Consider the following 24,904-nt stretch of genomic DNA (forward strand, 5'->3'; position numbering starts at 1 on the left):
TTAGTTGGACCGAGCCGTGATCCACACGGTCAGCGCCACGATGATGCCCATTCCGGCGATCCAGAGGAACAGTCCCTCCGCGACGGGGCCGAGGGCGCCGAGCGGGTGACCACCGACGGAGGTCGAGTTCTCCTGGAACTTCAGGGCGGTGATGATGTCGCGCTTGTCCTCGGGGGTGAGATTCGCGTCGTTGAACACCGGCATGTTCTGCGGGCCGGTGAGCATGGCCTCGTAGATGTGCGTCGGGGTCACTCCCGTGAGCGCCGGAGCGTACTTGCCCTCCGTGAGGGCTCCACCGGCGCCCGCGACGTTGTGGCACATCGCGCAATTGACGCGGAACAGCTCGGCTCCGCGAGCCGCGTCGCCCTCGGCGTCGAGGTACTGGTCCTCCGGGATGGACGGACCGGGTGCGATCGAGGCGACGTACTGCGCGAGCGCGTTGACCTGGTCCTCGGTGAACTGGACCGGCTTGACGGGCGCCTGCGGGGCCTGGGCCTGCAACGGCATACGACCGGTTCCGACCTGGAAGTCGACGGCGGCCGAGCCTACACCGACGAGGCTGGGCCCGTCGTCGCTGCCCTCGAGGTCGAGGCCGTGGCACGTCGCGCAATTGGCCTGGAAGAGCTTCTCCCCCTCCTCGACCGTCGCTTGCGTGGTGGTCGCTGACGTGTCGGCGACCGCCGTCGAGGAACTCACGAGGGCGTACGCGCCACCGGAGAGTAAAAGGCCGAGCGCGATGAGCGAGACACTCGCCAAGGGGGAGCGGCGTCCGGTCTTACGGACCGCTCGAGGCTTCCGGGAAGTTCTGAACATGTGTGTGTGCGCTCCGGTGCTATTTCAGGACGTAGATGACGAAGAAGAGGCCGATCCAGACCACGTCGACGAAGTGCCAGTAGTACGAGACGACGATGGCGCTCGTCGCTTCACGGTGACCGAAGGACTTGACCGCGTACGCGCGTCCGATCACGAGAAGGAAGGCGATGAGACCCGCGGTCACGTGGAGACCGTGGAAACCGGTCGTGAAGTAGAAGACCGAGCCGTACGAGTCGGAGCTCAGCGTGACGCCTTCGCTCACGAGGGTTGCGTACTCCCAGACCTGGCCCGCGACGAAGATGGCTCCCAGTGCGTAGGTGAGGAAGAACCACTCGACCATGCCCCAGTCCTTCGGGTTGCCCGACGTGGAGCGCGCCTTCGACTTCTCCGCCGCGAACACACCCATCTGGCACGTCACGGAGGACGACACGAGGATCAGGGTGTTGACCAGGGAGAAGGGCACATTGAGGAGGCCCGACTGCTCGGCCCACAGCTCGGGCGCCATCGATCGGAGGGAGAAGTAGATCGCGAAGAGGCCGGCGAAGAACATGACTTCGCTGCCGAGCCACACGATCGTCCCCACCATCACCGGGTTCGGTCTGTTGAGTCGCTGCGCTGCGGCCGCGAAGTTCACTGGAGTGCTCGTCACCGTTCCATTATGGCCGATCCCGAGGACGGATTCGCGCAGCGCCGAGCTTTTTCTACAGGTCGTCGAACTTAGGAGAGCCTTAGTGGGCACCGGGAAGACACCGTGAATCCACTGTCAGATTGGCGATCACTAGAATCGCATCATGACCTCAACCCCGTCGTGGCCCGCCGTCATCTCGTCGCTCCTCGATCTCGAGGACCTCAGCGTCGCCCAAGCCACCTGGGCGATGGAACAGGTCGTCACGGGCCAGGCGAGTCCCGCGCAATTGGCGGGTTTCCTCGTGGCGCTGAGCGCCAAGGGGGAGACGGTCGATGAGATCGTCGGATTCCGCGACGCCATCCTCGAGCACGCCGTTCCGCTTCCGGCCGATTCGATGGCCCTCGACATCGTCGGTACGGGCGGTGACCGCTTCGGTACGGTGAACGTGTCGACGATGGCGTCGATCATCGCCGCGGCCTCCGGCATCCCGGTCATCAAGCACGGGAACCGCGCCGCCAGTTCGAAATCCGGTTCGAGCGATGTGCTCGCGGCGCTCGGCCTCGATCTGTCGCTTCCGCCCGAGCGTGTCGCCGCGACAGTCGGAGAGGTCGGCATCACCTTCGCCTTCGCCTCGGCTTTCCACCCCGGATTCCGCCACGCGGGTCCCGTGAGGGCGGATCTCGGGATCCCCACCGTCTTCAACTTCCTCGGCCCGCTGTGCAACCCCGCCCGTCCCGAGGCCTCCGCCGTCGGTGTCGCCTCACTCGACCGCGTCCCCCTCATCGTCGGAGTCTTCCAGACGCGGGGAGCGACGGCACTCGTGTTCCGCGGCGACGACGGTCTCGACGAGCTCACGACGACAGGTCACTCGCACGTGTGGGAGGTGAGCCGCGGACTCGTGACGGAGCACGATCTCGATCCGCGCGACCTGGGGATCCCGCGCGCCCGGATCGAGGACCTCGTCGGCGGGACTCCGGACGAGAACGCCGCGGTCGTCCGACGGGTCCTCGCAGGGGAGCCCGGTCCCGTGCGCGACATCGTGCTCCTGAACGCCGCCGCGGGGATCGTCTCCTACCGTCTCGCGGAAGAGCCGTCGCGTGTCCAGGAGAGCTTCGTCGAACGGTTCGAGGCGGCACTCGAGGTCGCCGCCGCGACCGTCGACTCCGGCGCAGCGACCCGCACACTCGACGCCTGGATCGCCGCGACACGAGCACCGGCGTCCTGACTCGGGACACTCCTTTCCGGACGACCGCAATCCGGCGTACGGTGTGTGGAAGCGGGACTCCCGCTCCCGCTCCACTCGATGTTCCCGACGACCACGGAGATTTCAATGAAGAAGCTCATCAACGATCCGAAGAACGTGGTGCAGGAGTCCGTCGCCGGATTCGCCGCCGCCCATGCCGACATCGTCACCGCCTCCACAGACCCACTCTTCATCGTGCGATCGGATGCTCCGGTGCAGGGCAAGGTCGGCATCGTGAGCGGCGGGGGCAGCGGTCACGAGCCCCTGCACGGCGGCTTCGTGGGTTATGGAATGCTCGGAGCGGCGGTTCCCGGACCCGTCTTCACGTCCCCGACCCCCGACCCCATCGTCGCCGCCACGAAGGCCGTCGACGGGGGCGCTGGGGTGCTCCACATCGTGAAGAACTACACCGGCGACGTGCTGAACTTCGAGACGGCGGCCGATCTCGCTGCCGCTGACGGCATCGAGGTGCGCTCCGTCGTCACGAATGACGATGTCGCCGTCCAGGACTCCCTCTACACCGCGGGACGACGGGGCGTCGGCGGGACGGTGCTCGTCGAGAAGATCGCGGGGGCCGCGGCCGAACGCGGGGATTCTCTCGACGAGGTCGCCGCGATCGCCGAGAGGGTCAACGCGAACGTCCGCACCATGGGGGTCGCCCTCACCCCGTGCGTGGTGCCGCACGCCGGTGAGCCCAGTTTCACGCTCGGCGACGACGAGATCGAGATCGGCATCGGCATCCACGGAGAGCCGGGCCGCGAGCGCATCACGCTCGAGCCGGCCGACGCGATCGTCGATCGACTGCTCGGCCCGATCCTCTCGGATCTGCCGTTCGAATCGGGCCAGTCGGTCCTGCTCTTCGTGAACGGCATGGGAGGCACGCCGCTCGTCGAGCTCTACATCGTCTATCGCCACGCCGCTGAGGTCCTCGCGCAGCACGGGATCACGGTCGTTCGGAACCTCGTGGGCAACTACATCACGGCGCTCGAGATGCAGGGCACCTCGATCTCGGTCCTGAAGCTCGATGACGAACTCACCGAGCTGTGGGACGCCCCGGTGCAGACGGCGGCGCTGAGGTGGGGACGATGACCCTGATGTCGAGGAAGACCGATGGAGGCGCCCCGAGCGCCCGGGATGGAGCAGACGTATGACGGTGGGAACGGACTGGGCTCTCGCCTGGATCAGGCGGACGGCTGACGTGATCGCCGAGCACCGTGTCGAACTGATCACGCTCGACCGTGAGATCGGCGACGGCGATCACGGGGAGAACCTCGACCGCGGTTTCTCCGCCGTCCTGCCCAAGCTCGAAACGCTCCCGGACGGTTCCACACCTTCCGACGTCTTCAAGGTCGTCGCCACAACGCTCATCTCGACGGTGGGAGGCGCGTCCGGTCCACTCTTCGGCACGGCGTTCCTCAAGGCCGCCGGCGCCGTGTCCGGACGTGAGGAGATCGACTCGGCCGGCCTCGTCGAACTCCTCACGGCCGCTCGCGACGGGATCGTGCTCCGCGGCAAGGCCGACGTGGGCGACAAGACGATGATCGACGCGTGGTCGCCGGCGGTCGAGGCGGGCGCTGCCGCGGCCGAATCGGGCGCGGACGAACGGACCGTACTCGACGCAGCTGCTGCCGCTGCTGAAGCTGGTGCGGTCGCGACGGAGCCCCTCGTCGCGCACAAGGGTCGGGCGAGCTACCTCGGCGAGAGAGCCGTCGGGCACCGGGACCCCGGTGCCCAGTCGAGCGCGCTCATCCTCCGAGCGGCCGTCGAGGCGGCGACGTGACGGTCGGGATCCTGATCGTCTCGCACTCCGAGAAGATCGCAGAGGGCGTCGTCGAGCTCGCCGGGCAGATGGCCGCGGGAGTCACGATCACCGCGGCTGGAGGCACGGACGACGGTCGTATCGGCACCAGCTTCGACCGGGTCACCACCGGGCTCGCGTCGACGGACTCCGGCGACGGCGTCGTCGTCCTCTACGACCTCGGATCGGCCGTACTCACCGCGGAGACGGCCCTCGACTTCCTCGATGACGAGGCCAAGGCGCGGATCGAGATCGTCGACGCGCCACTCGTCGAAGGAGCCGTCGCCGCCGCCGTCGCGGCCGCTTCCGGCTCCCCACGTGGCGAGGTGGCCGCCGCCGCTCGCACGGCCAACGGCGAATCGACCGCCGGAGAACCGACAGCCCCGGTCGAGGGTTCCGGCGCGGCGAGTGGAGAGCGAATCGCCGACGTTCGCGCGAGCGAAGCGGACGAACCGTACGAGCGGTCGGTCGTGCTCGTGAATCGCGATGGCCTGCACGCCCGACCGGCGGCCGAGTTCGTGAAGCTCGCGTCGCGCCATGCCGTTCCCGTCACGGTCAACGGCAAGGACGCGAAGAGCCTGCTCGCGATCATGGGGCTGGGGCTGACGGCGGGCTCCACCGTCCGGTTGTCGACTCCCGATCCCACGGGACGCCCGGCCGTCGACGCGCTCGCCGAGCTCATCGAGTCCGGCTTCGGCGAAACCTGACCCGGACGACCGCGAGGCGACCCGGTCGCCGATCGGGTAAGACGACGACGAGAGGACAGAACATATGGGCATCGACGACATCTCCAAGAAGGCGCAGGAGTTCCTGAAGGACGAGCGCGTGACGAAGGCGCTGAAGAGCGAACAGGCCGAAGGGGCGAGCGACAAGATCCTCGACGGGATCGCCGCGGCGGCAGACAAGGCGACCGGCGGCCGATACCGCGACCAGATCGATGGCGCGAAGGACTCGGCCGACAAGAAGATCGGGAACGAGTAGGGCGGGGGAGGCCTTCGTGGCGGTTCGCGTCGACAGTTGGATCTGGGCCGTCCGACTCACGAAGACCCGCTCGGCCGCGACCGCCGCATGCAAGGCCGGCCACGTCCGCGTGAACGGCGAGCGGGCGAAGCCGGCGCAGCCAGTCTCGGTCGGCGATGACGTCCGTGTCCGGATCGGGGACGAGCGCATCGTCGTCGTGCGTGGGCTGCTCACGAAGCGCGTCTCCGCCGCCGTGGCCGCGGAGAGCTACACGGATCTGACCCCGCCGCGACCGCCTCGCGCCGAGACGCCGACCGACGTGACGAGGGATCGAGGGAGCGGTCGTCCGACGAAACGCGACCGCCGCGACCTCGAGCGCCTCCGCGGTCGCTGACACCCGTGGTCGCGGGTCGCGACGAGCGGCCGGCGGCGAGCCGCGTGCACCACGACCGTCGCCGCCGCACGTCACGGTCAGCGGACGGCGACCGCCGACCAGGACACGGGAGGCAACGTGACCGTCACGACACCGTTGGAGACGGAGGCGTCGATGGGGGAGAGGCCCACGCGCTCGGGATCGGCGAGAGTGTTCTTCGCGTACGGGTCGGCGTCGTGCAGCACGAGCGCCTCGGTGATCGAGGAGAGATCGAGGGACCCGAGGTCGACCGTCACGGTCACGGGATCCGTGATCGAGCGATTGACGAGGAAGACCGCGGCTGAGCCGGCCTCCTCGTCGAACGTCGCGACCGCGTCGACGAGCGGGGCGTCCCCGTGCTTCGCCGTCGGATACGTGTCGACGTCGATCCGCGGTCGGAGGACAACCCCCGCGGCGAGTCGAGACGTCACCGAGAACGGGAAGAACGTGGTCTGGCGCCAAGCGGGTCCCCCCGGTTCCGTCATGATCGGGGCGATGACGTTGACGAGCTGGGCGAGTGACGCGGACGTGACCCGATCCGAGTGCGCGAGCAGGGTGATGAGCAGGTTCCCGAGTACCACCGCGTCGGCGACCGAGTAGACGTCTTCGAGGAGCCGAGGCGCATACGGCCACTCCCGCGAGCCGTCCGTGTCCGCTGCGGCCAGTTCCGCCTCGCGCGCTTGATGCTCCTCGAGGTACCAGATGTTCCACTCGTCGAAGGACAGCATCATCGTCTTGTCACGGCGCAGCTTGTACTTCACGTGGTCGGCCGTCGCGACAACGGTGGAGATGAAGTACTCCATGTCGAGCGACGACGCGAGGAAGGAACCGAGGTCGCCTCCCGACTCCTGGTAATACGCGTGGCACGACACGAAGTCGACGTCGTCGTACGTGTGCTCGAGGACCGTCCGTTCCCAGTCGCCGAAGGTCGGCATCCCGGAGCCGCTCGATCCGCATGCGACGAGCTCAAGTCCCGGATCGGCGATCTTCATGGCCTTCGCCGTGCGTGAGGCGAGCTTCCCGTAGTCCTCGGCGTTCATGTGGCCGACCTGCCACGGGCCGTCCATCTCGTTGCCGAGGCACCACATCCGGATGCCGTACGGTTCCGTTCCGCCGTTCGCGATGCGGCGATCCGCGAGGGACGTCCCCGCGGCACCGTTGGCGTACTCGAGGACGTCGAGCGCCTCGAGCACCCCGCGTGTGCCGAGGTTGACGGCGTACATGATCTCGCTTCCGGTCAGTGCCGTCCAGCGTGCGAACTCGTCGAGGCCGACCTCGTTGGTCTCGAGGGAATGCCAGGCGAGATCGCGGCGGCGTGGTCTCTCATCGCGAGGCCCGACGCCGTCCTCCCAGCGGTACCCGGACACGAAGTTCCCGCCGGGGTACCGGATGGTGGTCGTGCCCAATTCCTTCACGAGGGAGATGACGTCCTGGCGGAAGCCGTCGGTATCGGCCGTGGGATGAGCGGGCTCGTAGAGTCCGTCGTAGACACACCGCCCCAGGTGCTCGACGAAGGAGCCGAACAAGCGACGGTGGACGGGGGCGACGACCTCGGCGCGGTCGACGGTCACGGTGGCTGTGGTCACGGGTGCTGCTGTGGTCACGGGTGCTGCTGCGGTCACGGGTGCTGCTGCGGTCATGGGAGTCGCCTTTCGGGGTCGGAGGGATCGAGTGCGCGGAGGGGGACGAGCTCCGGTCGCGCGACGCTGCTCGTGACCGGCACGACGGCCCGATCGGCGCTCGATCGAAGCACGGCGTCCATGATGTCGAGCACATGGAGGGCGAGCCTCCCGCTCGCCCGGTGCGGCCGATCTTCGGAGACCGCCTCGGCGAGATCGGCGAGACCGACCCCGCGTCCCGCGCCGATGAAGCCCGCAGCATCGGGAACCGCACGCCACTCCGGGTCCTCTCCCGTGGCGACCTCGACCGGCTCTCCGAACCGGTTCGGGTCGGGCACGGCGAACGTGCCCGACGTCCCGTGGACCTCGAACAGAGGCGCTCGTGTCTGCCAGATCTCGAAGCTCACCGTCACCGTCGACGACACGCCGTTCGCGTGCTCGAGGATCGCGCTGATGTGGGTGTCGACCTCGACGGAGATGGACGTCCCCGCGAGAGGGCCCGTACCGACCGTGCGTGTGCGTCCCGATCGGGAGGCGACGCCGGAAACCCGTACGACGGCACCGAAGAAGTGCACGAGGGCGGTCAGGTAATAGGGCCCCATGTCCAGCAGCGGACCGCCGCCGGGCTGGTAGTAGAAGGCGGGAGCGGGGTGCCACCTCTCGTGGCCGGGAGCCGACCAGAAGACGCTCGCCCCGACGGGATCGCCGATCATTCCTGATTCGAGGGCCGTCCTCGCCGTCTGAATCCCGGTGCCGAGCACGGTGTCCGGGGCGCTCCCGTAACGGAGGCCGAGACCGTCGGCGAGGTCGAGCATGTCGCGGGCCGCGACCGGATCGAGGCCGAGCGGCTTCTCGGCGAAGACGTGCTTACCGGCGCGGAGCGCGCGTGTGCCGATCTCGACGTGAGCCGACGGGATCGTGAGATTGAGAACGACGTCGACGTCGGGCGAGGCGAGCAGATCGTCGACGGAGAGAGCCTGGGCACCGTGTTCCGCGGCGACACCGCGGGCACGCTCGACGTCCAGATCAGCGACGGCGGTGAGCCGCAGCATCGGCAGCGACGGAAGAGTGGCGAGGTACTGCTCACTGATCTTCCCGGCACCGACGATGCCGACCGTCAGCGGGAGGCCCACAGCAGTCCCCGCTCCACGATCGTGCGCACGTTCGGATCCTGGAGGACCTCCACCCGGTGACCAGGCGTCGCCACGAAGATCCGGCCGGCGCCCCACTGCCGGGTCCAGACGGCGGGGGACGTGACGGGACGCGACCACGGGTCCCACTCGCGAGCGGCCTGCGTCGTCGTCGCGAGGACGTCGTTGTAGTCGTCGTAAAGTACCCAGTATTGCTCCGTGACGAGCTCGAAGTCGAACAGGCCCCGAGTGATGGGATGCTCCGCGGCTGCCGGCGTCAGCTCGATCGTGTGCCGGACATAGTTGTCGGACTGCTCACCCACCCGCACGTCCGGGTGTTTCCCGGGGTGGGCGGCGAACTGGCCGCCGATCAGTTGCAGGTAGTCGGCGTTTGCACGATAGGAGTCCGCGATCCCGCCGTGCCACCCCGCGAGGCCGGTGCCGCCCTCCACCGCGCGGCGGAGTCCGGCGACCTGGTCCTGCTCGACCGTGGACATGGTCGTGCTCTGCACAATGATGTCGACGGCATCGAGGTAGCCGGCGTCGAGGTAGACGGCGGGGGAGTCCTCGACTCTCACCTCGTAGCCGTTCTCATTGAGGAACGGGATGAAGAGCTCGGTGCCCTCGACGGGCTGATGTCCCTCCCAGCCTCCGCGGACGACGAGCGCCCTCTTGGTGGGAGGGGTGGTGGTCGTATCGGTCATCGTCGTCCTCGAGGAGCCGGAGAGCCGGACGGATGCACGCAACTTGCGCAAGTTCTGCTCTAAATGCGGGGAAGGTTCCCGACCAGTCTGCCGTGCTCACGCGGCTTCTGCAAGGGATCACCACGCACCATCATGCGTAAATCCGCACAATAGTTGCGCAACTTCTGATATGTTCAACTTCATGACGGAGTCGCTACCGAAGGCGCGTCGTTCCGCGCGCCCCACGATGGTGCAGATCGCCGAGGCGGCCGGGACGAGCGTTCCGACCGTCTCGAAGGTCCTCAACGGCGGGACCGACGTCTCCGCGGCCACTCGGGAACGCGTGATGGAGGCCGCTCGTGAGCTCGGCTACCACCGGCGCTCGCGACGGACCGCCGCCGGGGCGGGAGCAGGGGAGTCGCGGCTCGTCGACGTCGTCGTCGGGGGCATCGAGGGCTCGTGGATCAGCCGCGTCCTCGAGGGCGTCGAGAGCGAGACGAGCCCCGCCGGCCTCGATCTCGTCCTGACACTCGCCGACGACGAGGGGACGTGGGTGTCCCGCATTCTGCGGCGGCCGTCCGTCGGTGTCATCGTCGTCCTCGTCGACACCACCGCTGCGCAACTGCACGCCCTCTCGGCGGCCGGGCGGCAGGTCGTCGTCCTCGATCCCAGCTCGCGACCGCCGGGAGATATCCCGAGTGTCGGGGCAACGAACTGGGAGGGCGGACGCCTCGCGGCCGAGCATCTCGTGTCCGCAGGCCACCGGGACGTCGCGGTGATCGGCGGTTCCCGTGCCCATCTCTACAGCAGCGCACGCATCGACGGATTCCTCACCGCCTACCGCGACGCCGGTGCCCCCGTGCTCCCCGAGCGCGTCGTCCACGCCGATTGGGACCGGGCCGTCGCCCACTCGGCAGCGCTCACGCTGCTCGGCGAGAGCGCCGCACGCCCGTCGGCCATCTTCGCGTGCTCGGACCTGATGGCCCTCGGCGTCTACGACGCCGCGGCCGAGATCGGGTTGAGCGTGCCGGATCAGCTCAGCGTCGTGGGATTCGACGACGTCAGGGAGGCCTCGTGGGCTGCGCCGCCGCTCACGACGATCCAGCAGCCCATCCGCGAGATGGGATCTGCGGCGTTCCGGATGCTCGGGCGGTTGCACCCCGAGAGCGGGGGAGCGACCTCCGCGTCAGCGCCACGGATCGAGCTGGAAACGCGCCTGGTCGTGCGCGACTCGACGACTCGGCTCCTCGAGACCGCGGGCTCGGCGCGCGCGCTCGAGGCCTGAGAGGAGCGCCGGCATCACCCGCCACACGATTATCCCCGCCGCGAGGACGGCCGTGAACGCGAAGACGATCGGCAGCCCGCCCCGATCGACCGGCAGCGGCCTGACGTCGAGGGAGAGCACGAGGTCGCGGGCGACGTCCGCCTCGCCGAGCGCGGCGGACGTCCCACCGGTCCGGGAGGGGCCCGGCGCGTTCTGATGCGTAACGCCGTTACCCGTTTCTTCACTGATCGACGTGTGGATGACAACATGACGAGGTGACAATGCGCGACGTCAGAACCGAACCGTTCCGGGCTGGTGACTCAGTCACGCTTCGGAGCGTGCAGTTGCTCGGTCATCATGGCGAGGCAGTCGCCTTCGCCGTCACTGGACGAGTGCTGGTGGATAACGAGGATCTGGCCGTCGTCGCAACCCCTATCGGGTCCGCTATGCGCAGACGGGCAGGAATCGGCAGCGGACCCAACGGCCGACAGGTCCTCCCGAGGACTGGGATGGAGAGTACGTCGAAGAGAGGTGGTTCGGAGCACCCGTCGTGCGCGTGCATCCGAAAGGTTCGCCGTGGTCCGTGTGGCGATGGCACGACGGAACTGACTGGCTTCCCGACTGGTACGTGAATCTCGAGCGACCGTGGGCACGCACGGCAATCGGCTTCGACTACCAGGACTGGACGCTCGACGTCATCGCCTCCACCGACGCACACGGTTCGTGGTCCGTGCGCTACAAGGACGAGGACGAACTCGCCTTTTACACGAGCAGAGGCCACTGGTCCGAAGCCATGCAGTCGACCATCGAGGGCGCCGGTCGAGACGCGACGCGCACGGCGCTCGCGCGTGCATTCCCCTTCGACGCGGATTGGTCGCAGTGGGTACCCGACCCCTCGTGGGACGCTTCGGAGCTCCCGACGCACTGGCCCCTTCTCCGATAGAGCGTCACGACCTCGGGAGACCATGTGCGCAGATCCCAGAGGCTCCCGCGCGACGATACTTCGCGTGGCTCCGACGCCGAGTAGCGGCTCAATGACCCACGGCCCGCCGGCAACGATGGTTTCTGGTGCTCAGTCGGCGTAGGAACCGAAACTCTGTGTCGGAACAGCAGAGGGTTTCGGCACGGTCAGCGACGTGTTGTCATTGACCCCTCGGGTGCTGGTGATCGCAGACCACGCCCGCTGACCGGCTGCGGCTCGATCGCGGACGTGCTGCTCGACGGTGTGCAGCTCGCCGTGGCAGAGCAGCAGCAGGAGGGCTGACCGCGGCGGGTCACTCGCGCTCGGTCGGTTCCTCCGTGGTGGCGAGACGGAACGACAGCCCCAGGGCATCGGCGACCCTCGTGAGCTTCGCGGTGTTTACGTGGTCGCCGCCCTCAATCCGCGCGATCGTGGGACGAGAAACACCGGAGAGCTCGGCGAGATGTTCCTGCGACCACTCACGACCTGTCCGTGCTTCGCGGACCTGCGCCGCGATCGCCTCCATGTCCCCGGGGCTCATGCCACGGCCACGCTCATCGCACGTTCTGCGCGGGTCCGCAGGATCTCCCCGTAAAGAGTCAGGCCTTCCCAGTCGACGACCTGGCTGCCCGAGTCATCGGTCGTGACGGGAACCATGATGCGGGTCTTCGCAAGCCGCGCCATGGACACGCCGTAGCCCCACGAGAACTTGCGCATTGCCCGCCGCATGATGGCGGTCAGCATAAGGCCCGAATGAACGTTCAGCTTGCGGTGCCGGAAGATCAAGAAGTTCTGCGCGGTGTAGAACGGAACAGGCTGATAGAACGTCGCCTGAGTTTTCAGAGTGACGGTGATGCAGTTTCCCACTTCAGGATCGACGGCCTGATCCGCGACGATCGCAGCGATACTGTTCGCCGAGTGTGTCTGACTGAGGTACGGCACCTTCGGCTCGCCACCTTTCAGGTGCACCTTGTCGAACCAAGCCGATGATGCCTTCATACTCTCGAACACATCCGTGATGAACATGGGCTCGAACATCAGATCCGGGAGCTCCGCGTCCGCGTCGGCTGTGTCAGACGTGCGAGCGCTGTGTGCGTGTGTGATCGCTCGGTCCATGAGTTCTTCACCGAGTCGGTTCATGCCCTCCCAGTCGACGACCTGCTCGCCGGAGGCGTCCGTCGTGACCGGGACCATGATGCGAGTCTTCGCGAGACGACCGGCACTTGCCTTGTGCCCCCACGAGAACTTCTCGATGGCGCGTCGGAGTACAGAGGTCAGCACCAACCCGTTGAAGACGTCAAGGTGCGGTGACCGCAGTTCGTAGACTTTGGTAGCGCCATAAAAAGCCACCGGCTGGTAGGCCACCACCTGCGTATCGATACCGACCGTAATCGCGTTGCCGTTGTTCGCTCGCTCCCCCTGGAGAGAGATGAATCCAGCAACACTATTCCCCGCCGCAGAGTTCGTGACATGCGGGAAGGCTGGCTCTCCAGGCAGGACCTGATTGGTGTTTAGCCAGGCCGGGGCCTGCCGGTACGTCTCGAACACATCCGTAATCAGCATCGGAGCGAAGGTCAGGTCGTCGTAAGCGCTCATGCGTCAACACCTTCCTCGACCTCGGCCTCAGCCGCGACGGGAGTGATCAGATCCCCGCGACCGTGCGTGTGCGTGTCGACCTGCCAGGTGACGTAGTCAGCGACGGTGGCGTAGAAGTCCTCGTAGCTCGGCGGCTGGTCGTTGAAGTAGAAGTAGCTGTGCTGCCACTCGTCCGTCGCGCTCACCTCGGAGCGGACGACGAACGCGGTGTCGTCCGGCACGCCGTCCTTGACGACCTCGAGGAGGTGCTTGCGTCGGTCCGCTGCACGCCCGTCGTCGACCAGCCCCACGTGCTGACGGACCTTGTACCCGTCGTCCTTGAAGTCGATGAACGTCGTCTTCTTCGACGCCGGGTGCGGGACACCGGCGGTGAAGAGGGCGACGACGACATGGGTGCCCACACCGTGGAACGTGTCGGGGTTCATCGTCAGGACCGCGTCGAGCGTGTGGTGCTTCATGATCTTCGCCTTGAGGGCCTTGTCCTCTTTCGTCTTCCCGACCATCGCAGACTGCGGCACGATCGCGGCGAGACGTCCGCGGACGTCGAGCTGCGACAGCGCCCGTTCGATGAAAGAGAGCTCGGACAGGTGCCTGGTCGTCTTGTCCTTCGACTGGGAGTACGGCGGATTCATGAGCACCTTCGTGAATCGCTCGAGGCGGCCGGGGCGCTCAGGGTTGTACGGGAAGAAGTCGTCTCGGGTGACGTCGAAGAAGTTGTGGCGCTGGAAGTTGGCCTTCCCGTCGCCGCGGAGGATCATGTTCGTGGTGCCGACGGCAAAGAGCTTGTCCTGGAGCTCGACGCCGTGGAGCTGGAACCGCTTGATCTCGTCGAGACGTTCGTCGAGCGTGCCCGAGTCAGAGCCATAGCGGGTCATCGCATCGGTGAACATGCGTCGCATCGCCGCGACGAGGAACGCGCCCGATCCAGCCGTGGGGTCTAGCACCACATCGTCGCTGTTGACATCGATGAGCTCAGCCATGAGATCGGTGATGTGATGAGGGGTAAGCACGATGCCGAGCGAGTTGCCGTCCGAACCGCCGTACTTCACGAACTCGCCGTAGAAGTTGCCGAGCACGTCGAACGCCGTGTACGACGGGTCTGAGACGACCTCGAACACCTCGTGATCGAGAATCTCGGTGAAGTGGCGAAGGGGGGTCTTCCCGAGGTCCTTGTTGCGTGCGTTCAGCAGGACGTGCCGACGGATGAAGGAGAAGCGGTCGAGCATGATGCCGATCTTCTGCTTCGGTCCGAGGTCGGCCTCGGGACTCTCGAGGAACTCCTTTGCGGCGGTGTACACCTTGTCACCGTCGCGGTATCCGTTGCGCTGATCGCCCGTGAGGTCGTCGAGGAGCTCCGGACGATACTTGAGCGCGAGGAGGATCGCGGAGACGAGAGTTGCCTTGTTCTCGTTCTCCAGCGACGCGTAGTTGCGCATACCTTCGTGCAGGACCCCTGCGACCTTCCGGACCTCGCGTACCTCTCGCTCCTCGCGAGGGAGCTGGCCGAGAACAGCGACCCGATGGTACTCGTCGATGTTCTCCGGGGCGAAGTTCGTAAGCGTCTCGAGGTCCTCGAGGAGCTTCGGTTCAGCACGAGGCGCGACGAAGGCGACCTTCATGCTGTAGTGGCTCTCGCTCCCTGCGACACCGATGGCGAACACCTGCTTGTCGGTCTTGCCGGCAAAGGCCTTTGCATAGTGCACTGCTCCGTTCAGGGCGAACTTCACACGCGCCATGGGGGCAAGATCGACGTTGCCAGCTTCGTCGAACGCCACTGACTCTTCGAAACGTGGCTTGTCCTCGAGCACGACGATGAAGTCACCCGACTCGATGACGAACTCCGGCTTGCCTCGTCCGGAACCGCCAGACTTCGAAGCACCTTCGAGCGCAGCGTAGATGTAGGCAGGAGCGTCCGAGCAGCTCTGCTCCCATGGGCGGGGAAAGCCGATTTCCCGCAACATGTCGCGGACGAACTGGTCGGTCGAGCGTTCATTGCTCATCGGGCTGCCTCCTGGCTGGTCCTGCGTTGTATCAGGAACATTACATGGGCGATGGTAGGTTCGCGTCGCGCATCGGCGAAACAGGGAATTACACGCTGTAGCGCAGGCCGAGCGCCGCGCAGGACCGCGCCGTGCGGTCGAACTGCTCGAGGGAGGGCTGGGAAGTGGCATGAACCCGGCGCAGCTCCGCGGTGGTGGGTAACCGCGTTACCCGTTTCTTCACGGCTGGAGGCTACTCCGCCTGCTCGCGCGGCGCGTCGTCGCTACGGCGCTCAGGCTGTGGGACGACGAACGAGCGATGTCTGAAACCGGAGACGATACGCCCGTAAGGGCGGTCTCCGCCGCGCGACTGCCGGAGCCCTTCGGCGGCCGCCCTCGTTCTGCGAGGCGCCTGCGCGCGGGTGGCTCGCTTCAGCCTGCCACGAGCGCGAGAAGATGCCGTGCCTGGAGCTCGGTCGTGCCCGGTGGGTTGCGGTGAAAACCGCCGTTGCCAGGGAGGAGCATCGCGAGCCAGAACGTTGCCCAGAGCGGTCGGTACGCTCGCATGCGCTCTCGAGCGCCATCGGAGAGCCCGACAGCCGAGCCGAGTGTCTCAGGGTCGAACACACCGTGTGTCCGACTGGCGATGTGCTCCACGTGATCTGCGAGGTCGTACGCAGGGTCAGTGAGTCCGCCGTCCTCGAAGTCCACGAGGCGGCAGGCGCGGCCGTCCCAGAGCACGTTCGTCGGATTCAGATCGGCGATCCCGAGGCAGGATAGTTCGGGCGCTGGCAGCGCATCAGGCTGGGCGAGCCACTCTGCGCCCGCCGCGATCCCCGCCGTGATGAGCGCGGGATCGTGGCAGGCCGACAAATCGTGCTGCTCACACAGCCAGCCCCGCAGCGCCTCGGGCAGCGTCGACGGCCCCAGGCGTCGCTCCGCGAGACCGGCCTCCTCGATGACCTCGGTGGGTATGCCGTGCAGTCGCAGGAGCGTTCGCCCTAGGGCCTCCGTCTGCGCAGCTGACAGGGGAGCGCCGCCGAGGGGCGTACCCGCCAGGCGCTCCATGACGACGACAGGGTGATCGCCCGCCTTCTCCAGCCGGAGCGGGCGCGGCGCGATTCCCGGCGCATGCGTCCAGATGAGCTTCAGGCAGGCCCACTCGCGAGCAGCTTCGCCATCGGCCCACCGGAGGAAGCGCTTGCGCACCTCGGTCTCGGCGAAGCTGATGTCATGGGTGTGGGTCTGCATGGTTCTCAAGAAGCGAATCTACGGCGTGCCAGCGGTCAGCTTCGAGCGTTGACGCCATAAGCGGGGAAGCGCGCACAATCTCGTCGCCATCGGGGCTCGCATAGCGTGGTTTCTGATGGGCAATCCCGTTACCCGCTTCTTCACCAATCAGCGCCGCTCAGCGCACCATCCTGAGCTCTACGAGCCCGTCCAGATCGGGGTCCGCGAACTCGTAGCCGTCGGCCCCGAACCCATGGCGTTCGTAAAACGCGCGGGCGCGGTCGTTGCCACTGAGGACCCAGAGCTGAGCGGGCTGATCGGCCAGGACGGCTTCGAGGAGAGCTGTTCCGATTCCCGAGCCTTGTTCGTTCGCCAGAAGGCAGATCGAGTACAAGTGCAGGCCCCGTGCCGGCGGGAAACCCTTCATGGCGTCAGGATGGTCGGCTGGGGCCGCGAAAGCGAATCCGATCACTCGGTCGCCCCGCTCAGCAACGGCAACCGATCCCGGGAGCGGATCGAGGCCGAGTATCGACCTCCACATGCGACGCCTTGCTTCCAGTGCTTCGTCACCCATGAGTCGATCAGTGATGACGCCGGAATATGTCTCGCGCCAGGACTCGACATGGACGTCGGCGATGCCATGGGCGTCGCCGAGCTCAGCAGGGCGCACCCGCACCGAAGAGGCGTTCATCTGACGACACTACCGCCGCCAGGGTGACGCGAAGCGTCTGATACTTCGTTATACAAGAGGCGCATGTATAACGAAGTATCAGCGCGTCTCACGGCATCGGGTCGCTCCGGGCGAGTCGCCATCGAGTCTCATAGTCGGGATGATCGGCGTACGCAGATGCGAGTTCTCGCACCACGGTCTCCATGTATTCGGCTGCAGCCGCGTAGGCCGGGGATTCCTGGTTCACGACCTCGAGGTAGGCCTCGATGATGCGGCGCTTGGCTGCGCAGTCGGCAAGCACGCGCTGGTAATCGATGGCCACGATGAGCCTGTCCGGATCGAGGTCGAACGGCGTCGCCCAGGCGCAGAACTGCTCATCCTCGGTGGGGGAGTCCCAGTTGACGAAACGTGCGATCTGCGCGTCTTCTTCGACGCGAGCGATCAGGAAGTCGGCCAGAGGATCTGTGTTCACGCGCATAGGAGCCCTTCTCGAGGCGAACCGACCAGTTTCGCATGAACTTCGTGCGCCGTCATGTCCCACGTGTCGTACCGCGATCCCGCGAGATTTTCGCGGTGCCTCCTTGAGCTGCGGACTCTCCAGCTCAGGGAAGCTTGGGCCTCTTCAGATCGACGTAGTCGGACATCGGCCCGCCGGCGCGAGCTGCGTATCGGGCGACGACGGGCTTGCTGTAGCCGAGCAGGTCGATCAGTGTCCGCGCATCGACTTCCTGAGCGAGATCGCGCAGAGTCGCGTTGCGTTCGCGCTGAGCGTCGATGCCGAGCACTTTCAGTCGCTCAGAAAGCGTGCCGGGGTGCAGGTTGCGGCCGGCCTGGGTGCCGGGGAATAGCCAGGAGGTTCCGGCGTTGACGGTGCGCGGCTTGCCTGGCGCTTCGAGGTGCTGCCAGAACAGGTCGGCGACGGCGTGGGGAACCGCGGTCGGGTGTTGCCCGAGGGTGAGGGTCATTCCGTTGACGCCGAACGCGGTGTGCTCGTGCCGGAGCATGACGATCTTGTTGAGAGGCTGCGCCCACAGCAGCAGGATCAGCCCGGCGATGCGCGTGGACAGCGCGACCTGCTCCCACTCGAGGCAGTTCCGCACGAGGGCAACGCGCTCACTCTGCTTGAGCAGTGGCTCGGACTGCGCCTCGCGAAAGGGTGCGTCGAGCCGGTCTACTTTGCTACGCCGGTTCTCGTCGCGGTTGAGCCAGCGGAGGAAGTTGCGCACGTGCTTGCGTGTACTCGTGCCGTCGGAGAGGTAGTCGTCGACGTGACGCTGGCGCAACTGCGCTGAGCCGATGCCATGTGCACTTCGCAACCAGATCAGGAACTTGCCCGCCTCGGTGATCTCTTGCTTCGCCGCATGCGTGACCGTTTCGATGTTCACGTCGGGCTCGAGGGCGCGGGCGCGCACGCGCTTGAGGTGATGCCAAGTCGCGAACCGTTCGATCCGGTCGCGCGTTCCGTCATCAGGCAGTGTCGCGAGACGTGCCGCGATCCATCGTTCGAACCGATGAACGCGCTCATCCACGCCACGTTCGGGGAGCATGCGATTGTGGGCGAGGAGCGCCCGCAGATGCTCGACCGCTGGCCCCGGCTCGAGACGGTCGAATGCGTCCTGGGTGAGCGGGAGTTCGCGGGTTCCGATTGCGGTCAGCAGTGCACGGGCGCGGGCCCCTCGCATGTATGTATAGATGCTCTCGGGTCGATCGACGCCGGACAACGTGTCAACGAGCCGACGCAGCCGAAGGTCGGCTCCTGGCCGCACCAGGGCGGTGAGGTCGGTGCGAACGACGCACCGTGCACACGCGCCGCGTCGGAACCGCTCTGCTTCGCGGCCGCAGACGGCGCATTCCAGTTTCGTCGTGATGCCGGCGCAGTTGCGACAGATCGCGCGGCCGCTATCGTCGCGCCCGGGGAGCATTCGATTCTCGTCGTCGCATGTCGGGCAGGTGCCGTAGACGTGGGTCGCGTCGGTGAAGCAGATACCGCAGATCCTGCCGTCGGGCCACTTGACGCGGATCTTGGGCACGTCGGTGCGACGGCACCGGTCGCACGTGAGCGTGCCGAGAGAGCGAGGGCGACCGCGGCGCCCTGGCTCGGAAAGTCCGTGCAGGGTCGCGGGGCGAGCGGAGCCGTTCCCTCCGGTCGCGGGCCGGCCGCGGCGCGGCGAATCAGTCGTCATCGTCGACGATCCGGGCGCGAACCGGCCGGTAGTCGCTCATGTCCGGGATGTCGTCGCCGGACGCTTTGCGTCGGCGGACGGTCTTCGCATCGACTGCCGTGTAGGTGATGAGGTCGTTCATCTCTACGTCGAGCGCGTCGCACAGTGCGACCAACATCTTCAGCGACACGCGTTCCGGTTCGCCGGACACGATCCGCCAGATGGCGTTGGGGGTCAGCGTGATGCCGCGTTCGTGGAGCAGGGGAGCGAGTTCCTTGGCGGTGAAGATGCGGCGGCGGGCCATGATCTCCCGCACCCGCCACGTGTAGGTCAGTTCGCGTCGGCTCATGGAGTCCTCCTGTTGTCAGGGCGCGGCGTGCGTGCCGCGTCGAGCGTGCGGGAATGGGCGCGCTCGAGCGCGGCCCGTTGGTAGTCGGGGGAGGGGAGTGTGTAGATCGATGTCGTCGCGGCGTGCTCATGTCCGAGTTGCAGTTGCGCGAAGGTCACGTCGAAACCTTCGCCCGTGATGAGCTGGGTCGCGTAAGCCCGTCGGAATGAGTGCAGATCTAGTCCTGGCGGGAAGCCGAGTTCGTCGATGAGGCCGCGCAGTTTGTCGAGCAGGTGCGATTCGGAGACGAGACCACCGGTGCTGGTCGGGAAGACGTCGTTGATGGGCTCGCCGTAACGGGGGAGGCCCCGCTCGATCCAGTCTTCGATGACGTCGACGGTCCACTGCCACACAGTGAGGGCGGAGCGCACCTTCTTGGCGGATCCGCGGTGCGGCTTACCCCAGCGGACGCGCACGACGCCGTAGTCGCGCATGTACGGCGCGCGGCTGTTGCGGGAGAAATCAACGGTTTGAAGGTGACGCATCTCGTTCGTGCGCAGCCCCCAGCCATAGAGGCTCTTGAAGGCGACCGAGTCGCGCCATGCCGCAAGTGCGCCCCTCCGCCCGGAGTCGAGGACGCGGTGCACCTCCAGATCGGCCAGATCGAACAGCTCTTGCAGTTCACGCTGGCTGAATGTTCGCTTCTGCGGCCGTCCGGTGTTCGGCTGCGAGTGGGTCACGCGGTTGAGCTCGGTGACGACCTGTGCGAACACCTGGCCGAAGAGCTTTGCTGCTTGCTCGTTCCAGTCATAGCTCGGATCACATGCGTAATCGCAGAACAGCTTGATCGCGGTCTGGTACGAGCGAACAGTCGCGTGGGAGAGGTTCCGAACCGCGCGTGCGTGCGAGAAGTAGTCGTCGGCGTCGCCCAGGGTCCATTCCCAGGGGTAGTGGCCGGAGAAGTCGATGAACGACAGGACGAGCTTGCGGCGGGTGCGGATCGTCGCGGGGGAGAAGTCCTTCGCGCGTTGCTGCTTCGCCCACCCTTCGAGGATCGCCGCGACGAAGAGTTCTGGGTCGGGCGCCTGCTGCCAGAACGGGGCGAACACCACGTTGTCGTCGTCCGCCATCCGCTACTCCTGACAAGGTTAGCCGCGTCGATCACCAGCGTCCGTGAGGGGCGCTAGATGGTTGCGAGTTTCGCACACAGATTGCGAACAACGCAATCGTCCTCGAGGAAACCCCAGGTCAGCAGCACTCAACGAAGGCTGCTTCGCGCGCCACACTCAGGCCGTGACGCACATCTGCATTCCGTGGCGCCCCGCAGTCGATGCCCGGTCAGGAGTCGTTTCTACTGGCGAGGGGAAGCGTTACCCGCTTCTTCACGATTGCGAGACTCGCACGTAGTGTGGTTACGAACTGACATAATGTGTATTATCAGCGATACCGTGACAGTCTCTCCGGGAGAAGCGCCGCCGCACGGCACGCGGCCGACGACGAGGGCCACGCGGAGAACGAGCCGAACCCGGCGACGTTCTACAGCGATGGACCGGTCGGCTACACGGATTACCCGCGGCGCACGGCGTGAGGGATGCCCCGGGAAGCACCTCCCCGGGGCATCGACTCAGTTGACGCCGAAGTCGGAGACGTCGCCGACGTAGCGGGTGTGGTCGGCGGCGATGGGCTCGACCGCGGCGAGAGCGACCTCGGCAGCGAACTCGGAGACGTTGAAGAGGCGCCCGGCCGCTTCCTTGCGGGCCGAGATCGCGCCGGGGTTCGCTCGCTCGAGAAGGGTCGCCGTGATCGTGCCCTCGATCATGTCGCCCGAGACCACGACGAACTCGACGCCCGCCGCGTCGAACTCGGGGATGCGCGCACGCAGTGCATCCTCTCCGGCGCGCTTCGATCGCGCGACGGGCTCGTACTCCGGCATCGTGGGGACGGACCCGATGAAGTGCGCCTGGTGGCTCGTGACGAAGACGATACGACTGCCGTCACCCAGCACGGGCAGCATGGCGTCGACCACGCCGACCTGGGCGTCACGGTTGAGCACCATCGCGTAGTCCTCCGCCATGCCGCTCTCCATCCCGCCCGAGGCGTTGAGGACCAGGATGTCGAGCGACCCGTACTCCGCGGTGACGGATGCAGCGAGGGCGTCGACCGACGACCGGTCGGTGAGGTCCGCGCCGACCGTGATCGCCGTGCCGCCAGCGGCACGGATCTCCTCGGCGAGTTTGACCGCACGCGCCTCCTTGTTACGGAAGTTGATGACGACGCGGGCACCGGCTGCGGCGAAGTAGCGCACCGTGTCGGCTCCGATGCCCCGCGAGGATCCGGTGACGAGCACGTTCTTGCCTGCGAGCGATTCAGGGGCGAGCGGGTTGGACACGGTGTTTCCTCTCGAGTGGTCGATCGACCCCGTCCCGCCGGCACGACGCGCGGTCGTGACAAGCTGGGGCCAGCCCCGACACTATCAACGGCCGGATCGCGTCATCGCCATACGGCCACGCGAGTTCCGAGAAGGGATGCCCGTGTCCTCCCCCTACTTCGCCGGGCAGCTCCCCCGCATCCTCGCCCACCGCGGGCTCGCCCTTCGGGTTCCCGAGAACACGCTCGCGGCGTTCGCAGCGGCGGTCGACGCGGGAGCCGATTACGTCGAGACCGACGCTCACGCGACGGCCGACGGAGTGCCCGTCCTCGCGCACGATCCCGTCGTGATCGACCGCGGGCGGCCGGTCGAGATCGCGACGACGACCTGGGAGCAGCTCGCGTCCGTCGATCTCGGCGCCGGGCATCGCGTCCCACGACTCGACGAGGCCCTCGCCGCTCTTGGTGCCGTGCGGCTCAACATCGATGTGAAGGCCGCGGGAGCAGCCGCTCCCGTCGCCCGGGCGATCGAAGAGGTCGGAGCGCTCGATCGGGTGCTCGTCACCTCCTTCGACGGAGCGACGCGGCGACGTGTCGTTGCGGCTCTTCCCGGCGTCGCCACGAGCGCGTCGAGCGACCTCATCGCTCGAGCGCTCGTGCCCGCGCACCTCGCCCGCTCCGGTCGGCTCCGAACGGTCCTGGCGGGCGTGCCGTGTGTCCAGGTCCCCGAGCATCATCGAGGTATCCCGATCGTGACGCGGCGCACGGTCCGCGCCTTCCACGAGGCCGGGGTCGAAGTGCACGTCTGGACGGTGAACAACCCGGCCGAGATGGTCCGACTCAGCGCCTTGGGCGTCGACGGGATCGTCACCGATCGGTGCGACCTGGCACTCGAGGCCGTGCGGCCATGAGTTGCTCAAACTGAGCAGCACCTGGGAGCGGGGCATCCGTTGGAAGAGAAAACCCAGGTTGGCGGTTTATAACATACAGACCACCATTTGCGAGAGGAGACCACACAATGGCAGATCGCAGCCTGCGCGGAATGCGCCTCGGATCCCAGAGCCTGCAGAGCGAAGAAGGCGTCGTGTTCTCGGAGCGGATCGCTCACGAGTATTCCTGTGCCACCTGCGGAAACGAGACCGTTCTCGTCTTCGCCGCCGACGCTGAGGCCCCCGACACCTGGGAGTGCAAGACCTGCGGGGCCGAGGCCGTCCGACTCGTCGACCACAAGCCCGTCGACATCGATCACGGCGACGTCAAGGCGCCGCGTACCCACTGGGACATGCTGCTCGAGCGCCGCACTCGTGCCGAGCTCGAGGAACTGCTCCAGGAGCGACTCGACTACCTTCGGGCCCGCCGCGGACAGCACAAGATCGGCGCGTGAGGCTCACGTCTCCTTCTCGCTGACCATCGCGAGCCACGCACACGGAAGCACCGGACGAGTTCTCGTCCGGTGCTTCTCTCATGTGGGGCCTCACCCCTGTCGGCGTCGAGCGAGCAGTCCGGATACGAGAAGCGTCCCGATCCCCCACCCGACGACAAGTCCTTCGATCTGGCCGCCGAGGAGGACAGCCGGGGTGAGTCCTCGTGAGAGCGGAACGTCCTCCACGAGCGCGCCGGGTTCGTACGCCGGAACGGTCGCGATCGTCTCGCCGCGAGGACCGATGATCGCACTCAGACCGACCGTCGAGATGCTGACGACGCTCCGCGAGGTCTCGATCGCACGGAGACGCGTGATCGCGAGCTGCTGCTGGTTCTCGTCGGTCGTGCCGAAGTCGGCGTTGTTGGTCTGGGCGAGGAGGACTTGCGCTCCCCGGTCCACCGAGTCACGCATGACCGCGTCATCGACGATGTCGAAGCAGATGCTGATCCCCGTGATGACACCGTTGACGTCGATCACGCCGTCGCGAGTTCCCGGAGTGTAGTCGCGACCGATCAGATCGATGAGTTCGGGGGCGAAGGGTCTCCAGAACGCACGGTCCGGGACATATTCCCCGAACGGGATGGGGTGCTTCTTGTCGTACCAGTCCTCCACTCCCCCGTTCTGCCAGAGCATCGACGTGTTGAACACCTCGTCACCGCGTTCCTGGATCGCGCCGAGGATGATCGGCGCTCCACCGGAGAGTTCGCTCAGCGCGTCGAGCGATCGTGCGGCGCCGGCGTCGACCGCCGGGTCGTATTCGCTCGAGCCCTCCGGCCACACGATCATGTCGGCCCCCTCGCCGACCACCGAGAGACTCGCGTCCAACTGCCCGAGGAGCAGCTCGCCGGGTTCCCGTTCGGCCGCGTCGAAGTAGCCGGCCTTGATGTTCCCCTGCACGGCCGCGATCCTGCTCATGCCGAACTCGGACGTCGGCCACGCCGGCACCGCGAGGACCGCGACGATCACGACCGATGGGACCGCGAGTCGCCGGACGAGCCCGGGCGACGGCTCGCTGAGCACCTGGACGCCGAGCGCCACGATCGCGACCATGACGAAGCTGAGACCCGAGATCCCGATCCACGCGACGAGCGGCGCGAACGGGCTCTCGGACTGGCTGAGGGCCACCCGGCCCCACGCGAAACCGCCGTATGGCCACGTGCTCACGAGCCCCTCGCGGGCCGTCCACAGCGCGCCGACGAGAACGGGGAGGACGGCCAGCCGTGCGGTGGGGCCCCGCCAGACCCGCGGGAACCAGCGGTAGGCGAGAGTGATGAGGACGGTGCCGAGTCCGAAGAACAACGACTCGAGCACCGACAGCGCGACCCACGGAACGGGACCGAGGTAGAGCGCCGTCCACGACACGTGGACGAGGTAGAACGACAACCCGGCGAGGAACCCGACGAGGAAGGCCGAGCCGGCTCGGCGACCGATCGCCGCGACGAGGACGATGGCGATCCCCACGAAGGTGAGCGGCCACATCCCGATGTCAGGGAAACCGGCGTCGAGGACCGGACCCGCGCCGAGAGCAAGCAGGACGGCCGCCCACAAGGGGACGAGGGGGGCAACGGACCACTCGGGGTCGCCGCTCGCTCGAGGACGGACCGGGCGTGGGGGTTTTCGGGGCACCCCTCCACCCTA

The 24,904-nt window shown here is 66.9% G+C and carries 27 protein-coding genes and 1 pseudogene; 11 read left to right on the top strand and 17 right to left on the bottom strand.

Going from position 1 to position 24,904, the window contains the following annotated elements:
- Both qcrC and ctaE read right to left on the bottom strand, forming a co-directional pair.
- Positions 1-813, bottom strand: coding sequence for a cytochrome bc1 complex diheme cytochrome c subunit (gene qcrC, locus ELQ92_RS09790; protein ID WP_128498785.1), 813 nt, complete (start codon positions 811-813; stop codon positions 1-3).
- Between the two features lie 19 nt (positions 814-832).
- Entirely contained in the window at positions 833-1,462 is a 630-nt protein-coding gene (gene ctaE / locus ELQ92_RS09795) for an aa3-type cytochrome oxidase subunit III (protein WP_481808274.1), read from the bottom strand.
- Positions 1,463-1,604: 142 nt separating this feature from the next.
- Between ctaE and trpD the strand changes: the two genes are divergently transcribed.
- From trpD to ELQ92_RS09825, 6 genes are all read left to right on the top strand, one after another.
- Positions 1,605-2,666 (top strand): anthranilate phosphoribosyltransferase, encoded by a 1,062-nt coding sequence (trpD, locus tag ELQ92_RS09800; protein WP_128498786.1) that lies wholly within the window; start codon positions 1,605-1,607, stop codon positions 2,664-2,666.
- Positions 2,667-2,771: 105 nt separating this feature from the next.
- Positions 2,772-3,773 (top strand): dihydroxyacetone kinase subunit DhaK, encoded by a 1,002-nt coding sequence (gene dhaK / locus ELQ92_RS09805; RefSeq protein WP_128498787.1) that lies wholly within the window; start codon positions 2,772-2,774, stop codon positions 3,771-3,773.
- A gap of 58 nt (positions 3,774-3,831) precedes the next feature.
- Positions 3,832-4,464: a dihydroxyacetone kinase subunit DhaL gene (dhaL, locus tag ELQ92_RS09810; protein WP_128498788.1), complete on the top strand. Its 633-nt coding sequence runs from the start codon at positions 3,832-3,834 to the stop codon at positions 4,462-4,464.
- A complete protein-coding gene (gene dhaM, locus ELQ92_RS09815; protein WP_128498789.1) occupies positions 4,461-5,189 on the top strand; it encodes a dihydroxyacetone kinase phosphoryl donor subunit DhaM in 729 nt (242 codons plus the stop codon). The genes dhaL and dhaM overlap by 4 nt, the downstream gene beginning before the upstream one ends.
- Before the next feature lie 64 nt (positions 5,190-5,253).
- Positions 5,254-5,463: an Rv0909 family putative TA system antitoxin gene (locus tag ELQ92_RS09820; RefSeq protein ID WP_128498790.1), complete on the top strand. Its 210-nt coding sequence runs from the start codon at positions 5,254-5,256 to the stop codon at positions 5,461-5,463.
- Positions 5,420-5,836 carry an RNA-binding S4 domain-containing protein gene (locus tag ELQ92_RS09825; protein WP_128498791.1) on the top strand — a complete coding sequence of 139 codons (417 nt, stop codon included), beginning with the start codon at positions 5,420-5,422 and terminating at the stop codon, positions 5,834-5,836. The genes ELQ92_RS09820 and ELQ92_RS09825 overlap by 44 nt, the downstream gene beginning before the upstream one ends.
- Positions 5,837-5,913: 77 nt before the next feature.
- Here ELQ92_RS09825 and arfA read toward each other — a convergent pair whose 3' ends face one another.
- Genes arfA through ELQ92_RS09840 form a run of 3 tightly spaced genes read right to left on the bottom strand, consistent with a single transcriptional unit; the run spans position 5,914 to position 9,307 of the window.
- The gene (gene arfA / locus ELQ92_RS09830) at positions 5,914-7,494 is read right to left on the bottom strand and encodes an arabinosylfuranosidase ArfA (protein ID WP_128498792.1); all 1,581 of its coding nucleotides are present in this window, start codon (positions 7,492-7,494) and stop codon (positions 5,914-5,916) included.
- Positions 7,491-8,606 carry a Gfo/Idh/MocA family protein gene (locus tag ELQ92_RS09835; RefSeq protein WP_128498793.1) on the bottom strand — a complete coding sequence of 372 codons (1,116 nt, stop codon included), beginning with the start codon at positions 8,604-8,606 and terminating at the stop codon, positions 7,491-7,493. Before ELQ92_RS09835 ends, arfA begins: the two co-directional genes overlap by 4 nt.
- A complete protein-coding gene (locus ELQ92_RS09840) occupies positions 8,591-9,307 on the bottom strand; it encodes a ThuA domain-containing protein (RefSeq protein WP_128498794.1) in 717 nt (238 codons plus the stop codon). Before ELQ92_RS09840 ends, ELQ92_RS09835 begins: the two co-directional genes overlap by 16 nt.
- Before the next feature lie 181 nt (positions 9,308-9,488).
- Here ELQ92_RS09840 and ELQ92_RS09845 point away from each other — a divergent pair, with 181 nt between their 5' ends.
- Positions 9,489-10,571: a LacI family DNA-binding transcriptional regulator gene (locus ELQ92_RS09845; RefSeq protein WP_208004307.1), complete on the top strand. Its 1,083-nt coding sequence runs from the start codon at positions 9,489-9,491 to the stop codon at positions 10,569-10,571.
- 466 nt (positions 10,572-11,037) lie between these two features.
- Positions 11,038-11,493 (top strand): annotated as a pseudogene (locus ELQ92_RS09850) (ribonuclease FAU-1 family protein); the annotation flags it as partial.
- A 331-nt stretch (positions 11,494-11,824) separates the two neighbouring features.
- On the opposite strand, the gene ELQ92_RS09855 reads toward ELQ92_RS09850, so the two are convergent.
- The 10 genes from ELQ92_RS09855 to ELQ92_RS09895 form a co-directional block, all read right to left on the bottom strand.
- Positions 11,825-12,037 carry a helix-turn-helix domain-containing protein gene (locus ELQ92_RS09855; protein ID WP_208004308.1) on the bottom strand — a complete coding sequence of 71 codons (213 nt, stop codon included), beginning with the start codon at positions 12,035-12,037 and terminating at the stop codon, positions 11,825-11,827.
- Between the two features lie 11 nt (positions 12,038-12,048).
- Complete coding sequence (locus ELQ92_RS09860; protein ID WP_128498797.1) at positions 12,049-13,107, bottom strand: restriction endonuclease subunit S; 1,059 nt, start codon at positions 13,105-13,107, stop codon at positions 12,049-12,051.
- Entirely contained in the window at positions 13,104-15,107 is a 2,004-nt protein-coding gene (locus ELQ92_RS09865) for an HsdM family class I SAM-dependent methyltransferase (RefSeq protein WP_128498798.1), read from the bottom strand. The genes ELQ92_RS09860 and ELQ92_RS09865 overlap by 4 nt, the downstream gene beginning before the upstream one ends.
- A gap of 88 nt (positions 15,108-15,195) precedes the next feature.
- Positions 15,196-15,330, bottom strand: a complete 135-nt coding sequence (locus ELQ92_RS16725; protein WP_279432164.1) for a hypothetical protein — start codon at positions 15,328-15,330, stop codon at positions 15,196-15,198.
- Positions 15,331-15,518: 188 nt separating this feature from the next.
- Positions 15,519-16,337 carry an aminoglycoside phosphotransferase family protein gene (locus ELQ92_RS09870; protein ID WP_243694994.1) on the bottom strand — a complete coding sequence of 273 codons (819 nt, stop codon included), beginning with the start codon at positions 16,335-16,337 and terminating at the stop codon, positions 15,519-15,521.
- A gap of 157 nt (positions 16,338-16,494) precedes the next feature.
- Entirely contained in the window at positions 16,495-17,007 is a 513-nt protein-coding gene (locus tag ELQ92_RS09875; protein ID WP_128498800.1) for a GNAT family N-acetyltransferase, read from the bottom strand.
- A gap of 88 nt (positions 17,008-17,095) precedes the next feature.
- A complete protein-coding gene (locus tag ELQ92_RS09880; protein WP_166426763.1) occupies positions 17,096-17,464 on the bottom strand; it encodes a DUF6221 family protein in 369 nt (122 codons plus the stop codon).
- A 124-nt stretch (positions 17,465-17,588) separates the two neighbouring features.
- Complete coding sequence (locus tag ELQ92_RS09885) at positions 17,589-19,016, bottom strand: hypothetical protein (protein ID WP_128498802.1); 1,428 nt, start codon at positions 19,014-19,016, stop codon at positions 17,589-17,591.
- A gap of 142 nt (positions 19,017-19,158) precedes the next feature.
- A complete protein-coding gene (locus ELQ92_RS09890) occupies positions 19,159-19,497 on the bottom strand; it encodes a helix-turn-helix domain-containing protein (RefSeq protein WP_128498803.1) in 339 nt (112 codons plus the stop codon).
- Positions 19,494-20,606 (bottom strand): tyrosine-type recombinase/integrase, encoded by a 1,113-nt coding sequence (locus ELQ92_RS09895; RefSeq protein WP_128498804.1) that lies wholly within the window; start codon positions 20,604-20,606, stop codon positions 19,494-19,496. The genes ELQ92_RS09890 and ELQ92_RS09895 overlap by 4 nt, the downstream gene beginning before the upstream one ends.
- A 299-nt stretch (positions 20,607-20,905) precedes the next feature.
- Between ELQ92_RS09895 and ELQ92_RS16285 the strand changes: the two genes are divergently transcribed.
- Entirely contained in the window at positions 20,906-21,064 is a 159-nt protein-coding gene (locus tag ELQ92_RS16285; protein ID WP_166426764.1) for a hypothetical protein, read from the top strand.
- 36 nt (positions 21,065-21,100) lie between these two features.
- Here the strand turns inward: ELQ92_RS16285 and ELQ92_RS09900 are convergent, their stop codons facing one another.
- A complete protein-coding gene (locus ELQ92_RS09900) occupies positions 21,101-21,865 on the bottom strand; it encodes an SDR family oxidoreductase (protein ID WP_128498805.1) in 765 nt (254 codons plus the stop codon).
- A 142-nt stretch (positions 21,866-22,007) separates the two neighbouring features.
- Here ELQ92_RS09900 and ELQ92_RS09905 point away from each other — a divergent pair, with 142 nt between their 5' ends.
- Both ELQ92_RS09905 and ELQ92_RS09910 read left to right on the top strand, forming a co-directional pair.
- Positions 22,008-22,754: a glycerophosphodiester phosphodiesterase family protein gene (locus ELQ92_RS09905; RefSeq protein WP_243694966.1), complete on the top strand. Its 747-nt coding sequence runs from the start codon at positions 22,008-22,010 to the stop codon at positions 22,752-22,754.
- A gap of 107 nt (positions 22,755-22,861) precedes the next feature.
- The gene (locus ELQ92_RS09910) at positions 22,862-23,227 is read left to right on the top strand and encodes an RNA polymerase-binding protein RbpA (protein ID WP_128498807.1); all 366 of its coding nucleotides are present in this window, start codon (positions 22,862-22,864) and stop codon (positions 23,225-23,227) included.
- A gap of 90 nt (positions 23,228-23,317) precedes the next feature.
- Here ELQ92_RS09910 and lnt read toward each other — a convergent pair whose 3' ends face one another.
- Positions 23,318-24,892 carry an apolipoprotein N-acyltransferase gene (gene lnt / locus ELQ92_RS09915; RefSeq protein WP_243694967.1) on the bottom strand — a complete coding sequence of 525 codons (1,575 nt, stop codon included), beginning with the start codon at positions 24,890-24,892 and terminating at the stop codon, positions 23,318-23,320.
- Positions 24,893-24,904 lie beyond the last annotated feature (12 nt).

The organism is Labedella populi, from assembly GCF_004078655.1.
Taxonomy (GTDB): Bacteria; Actinomycetota; Actinomycetes; order Actinomycetales; family Microbacteriaceae; genus Labedella; species Labedella populi.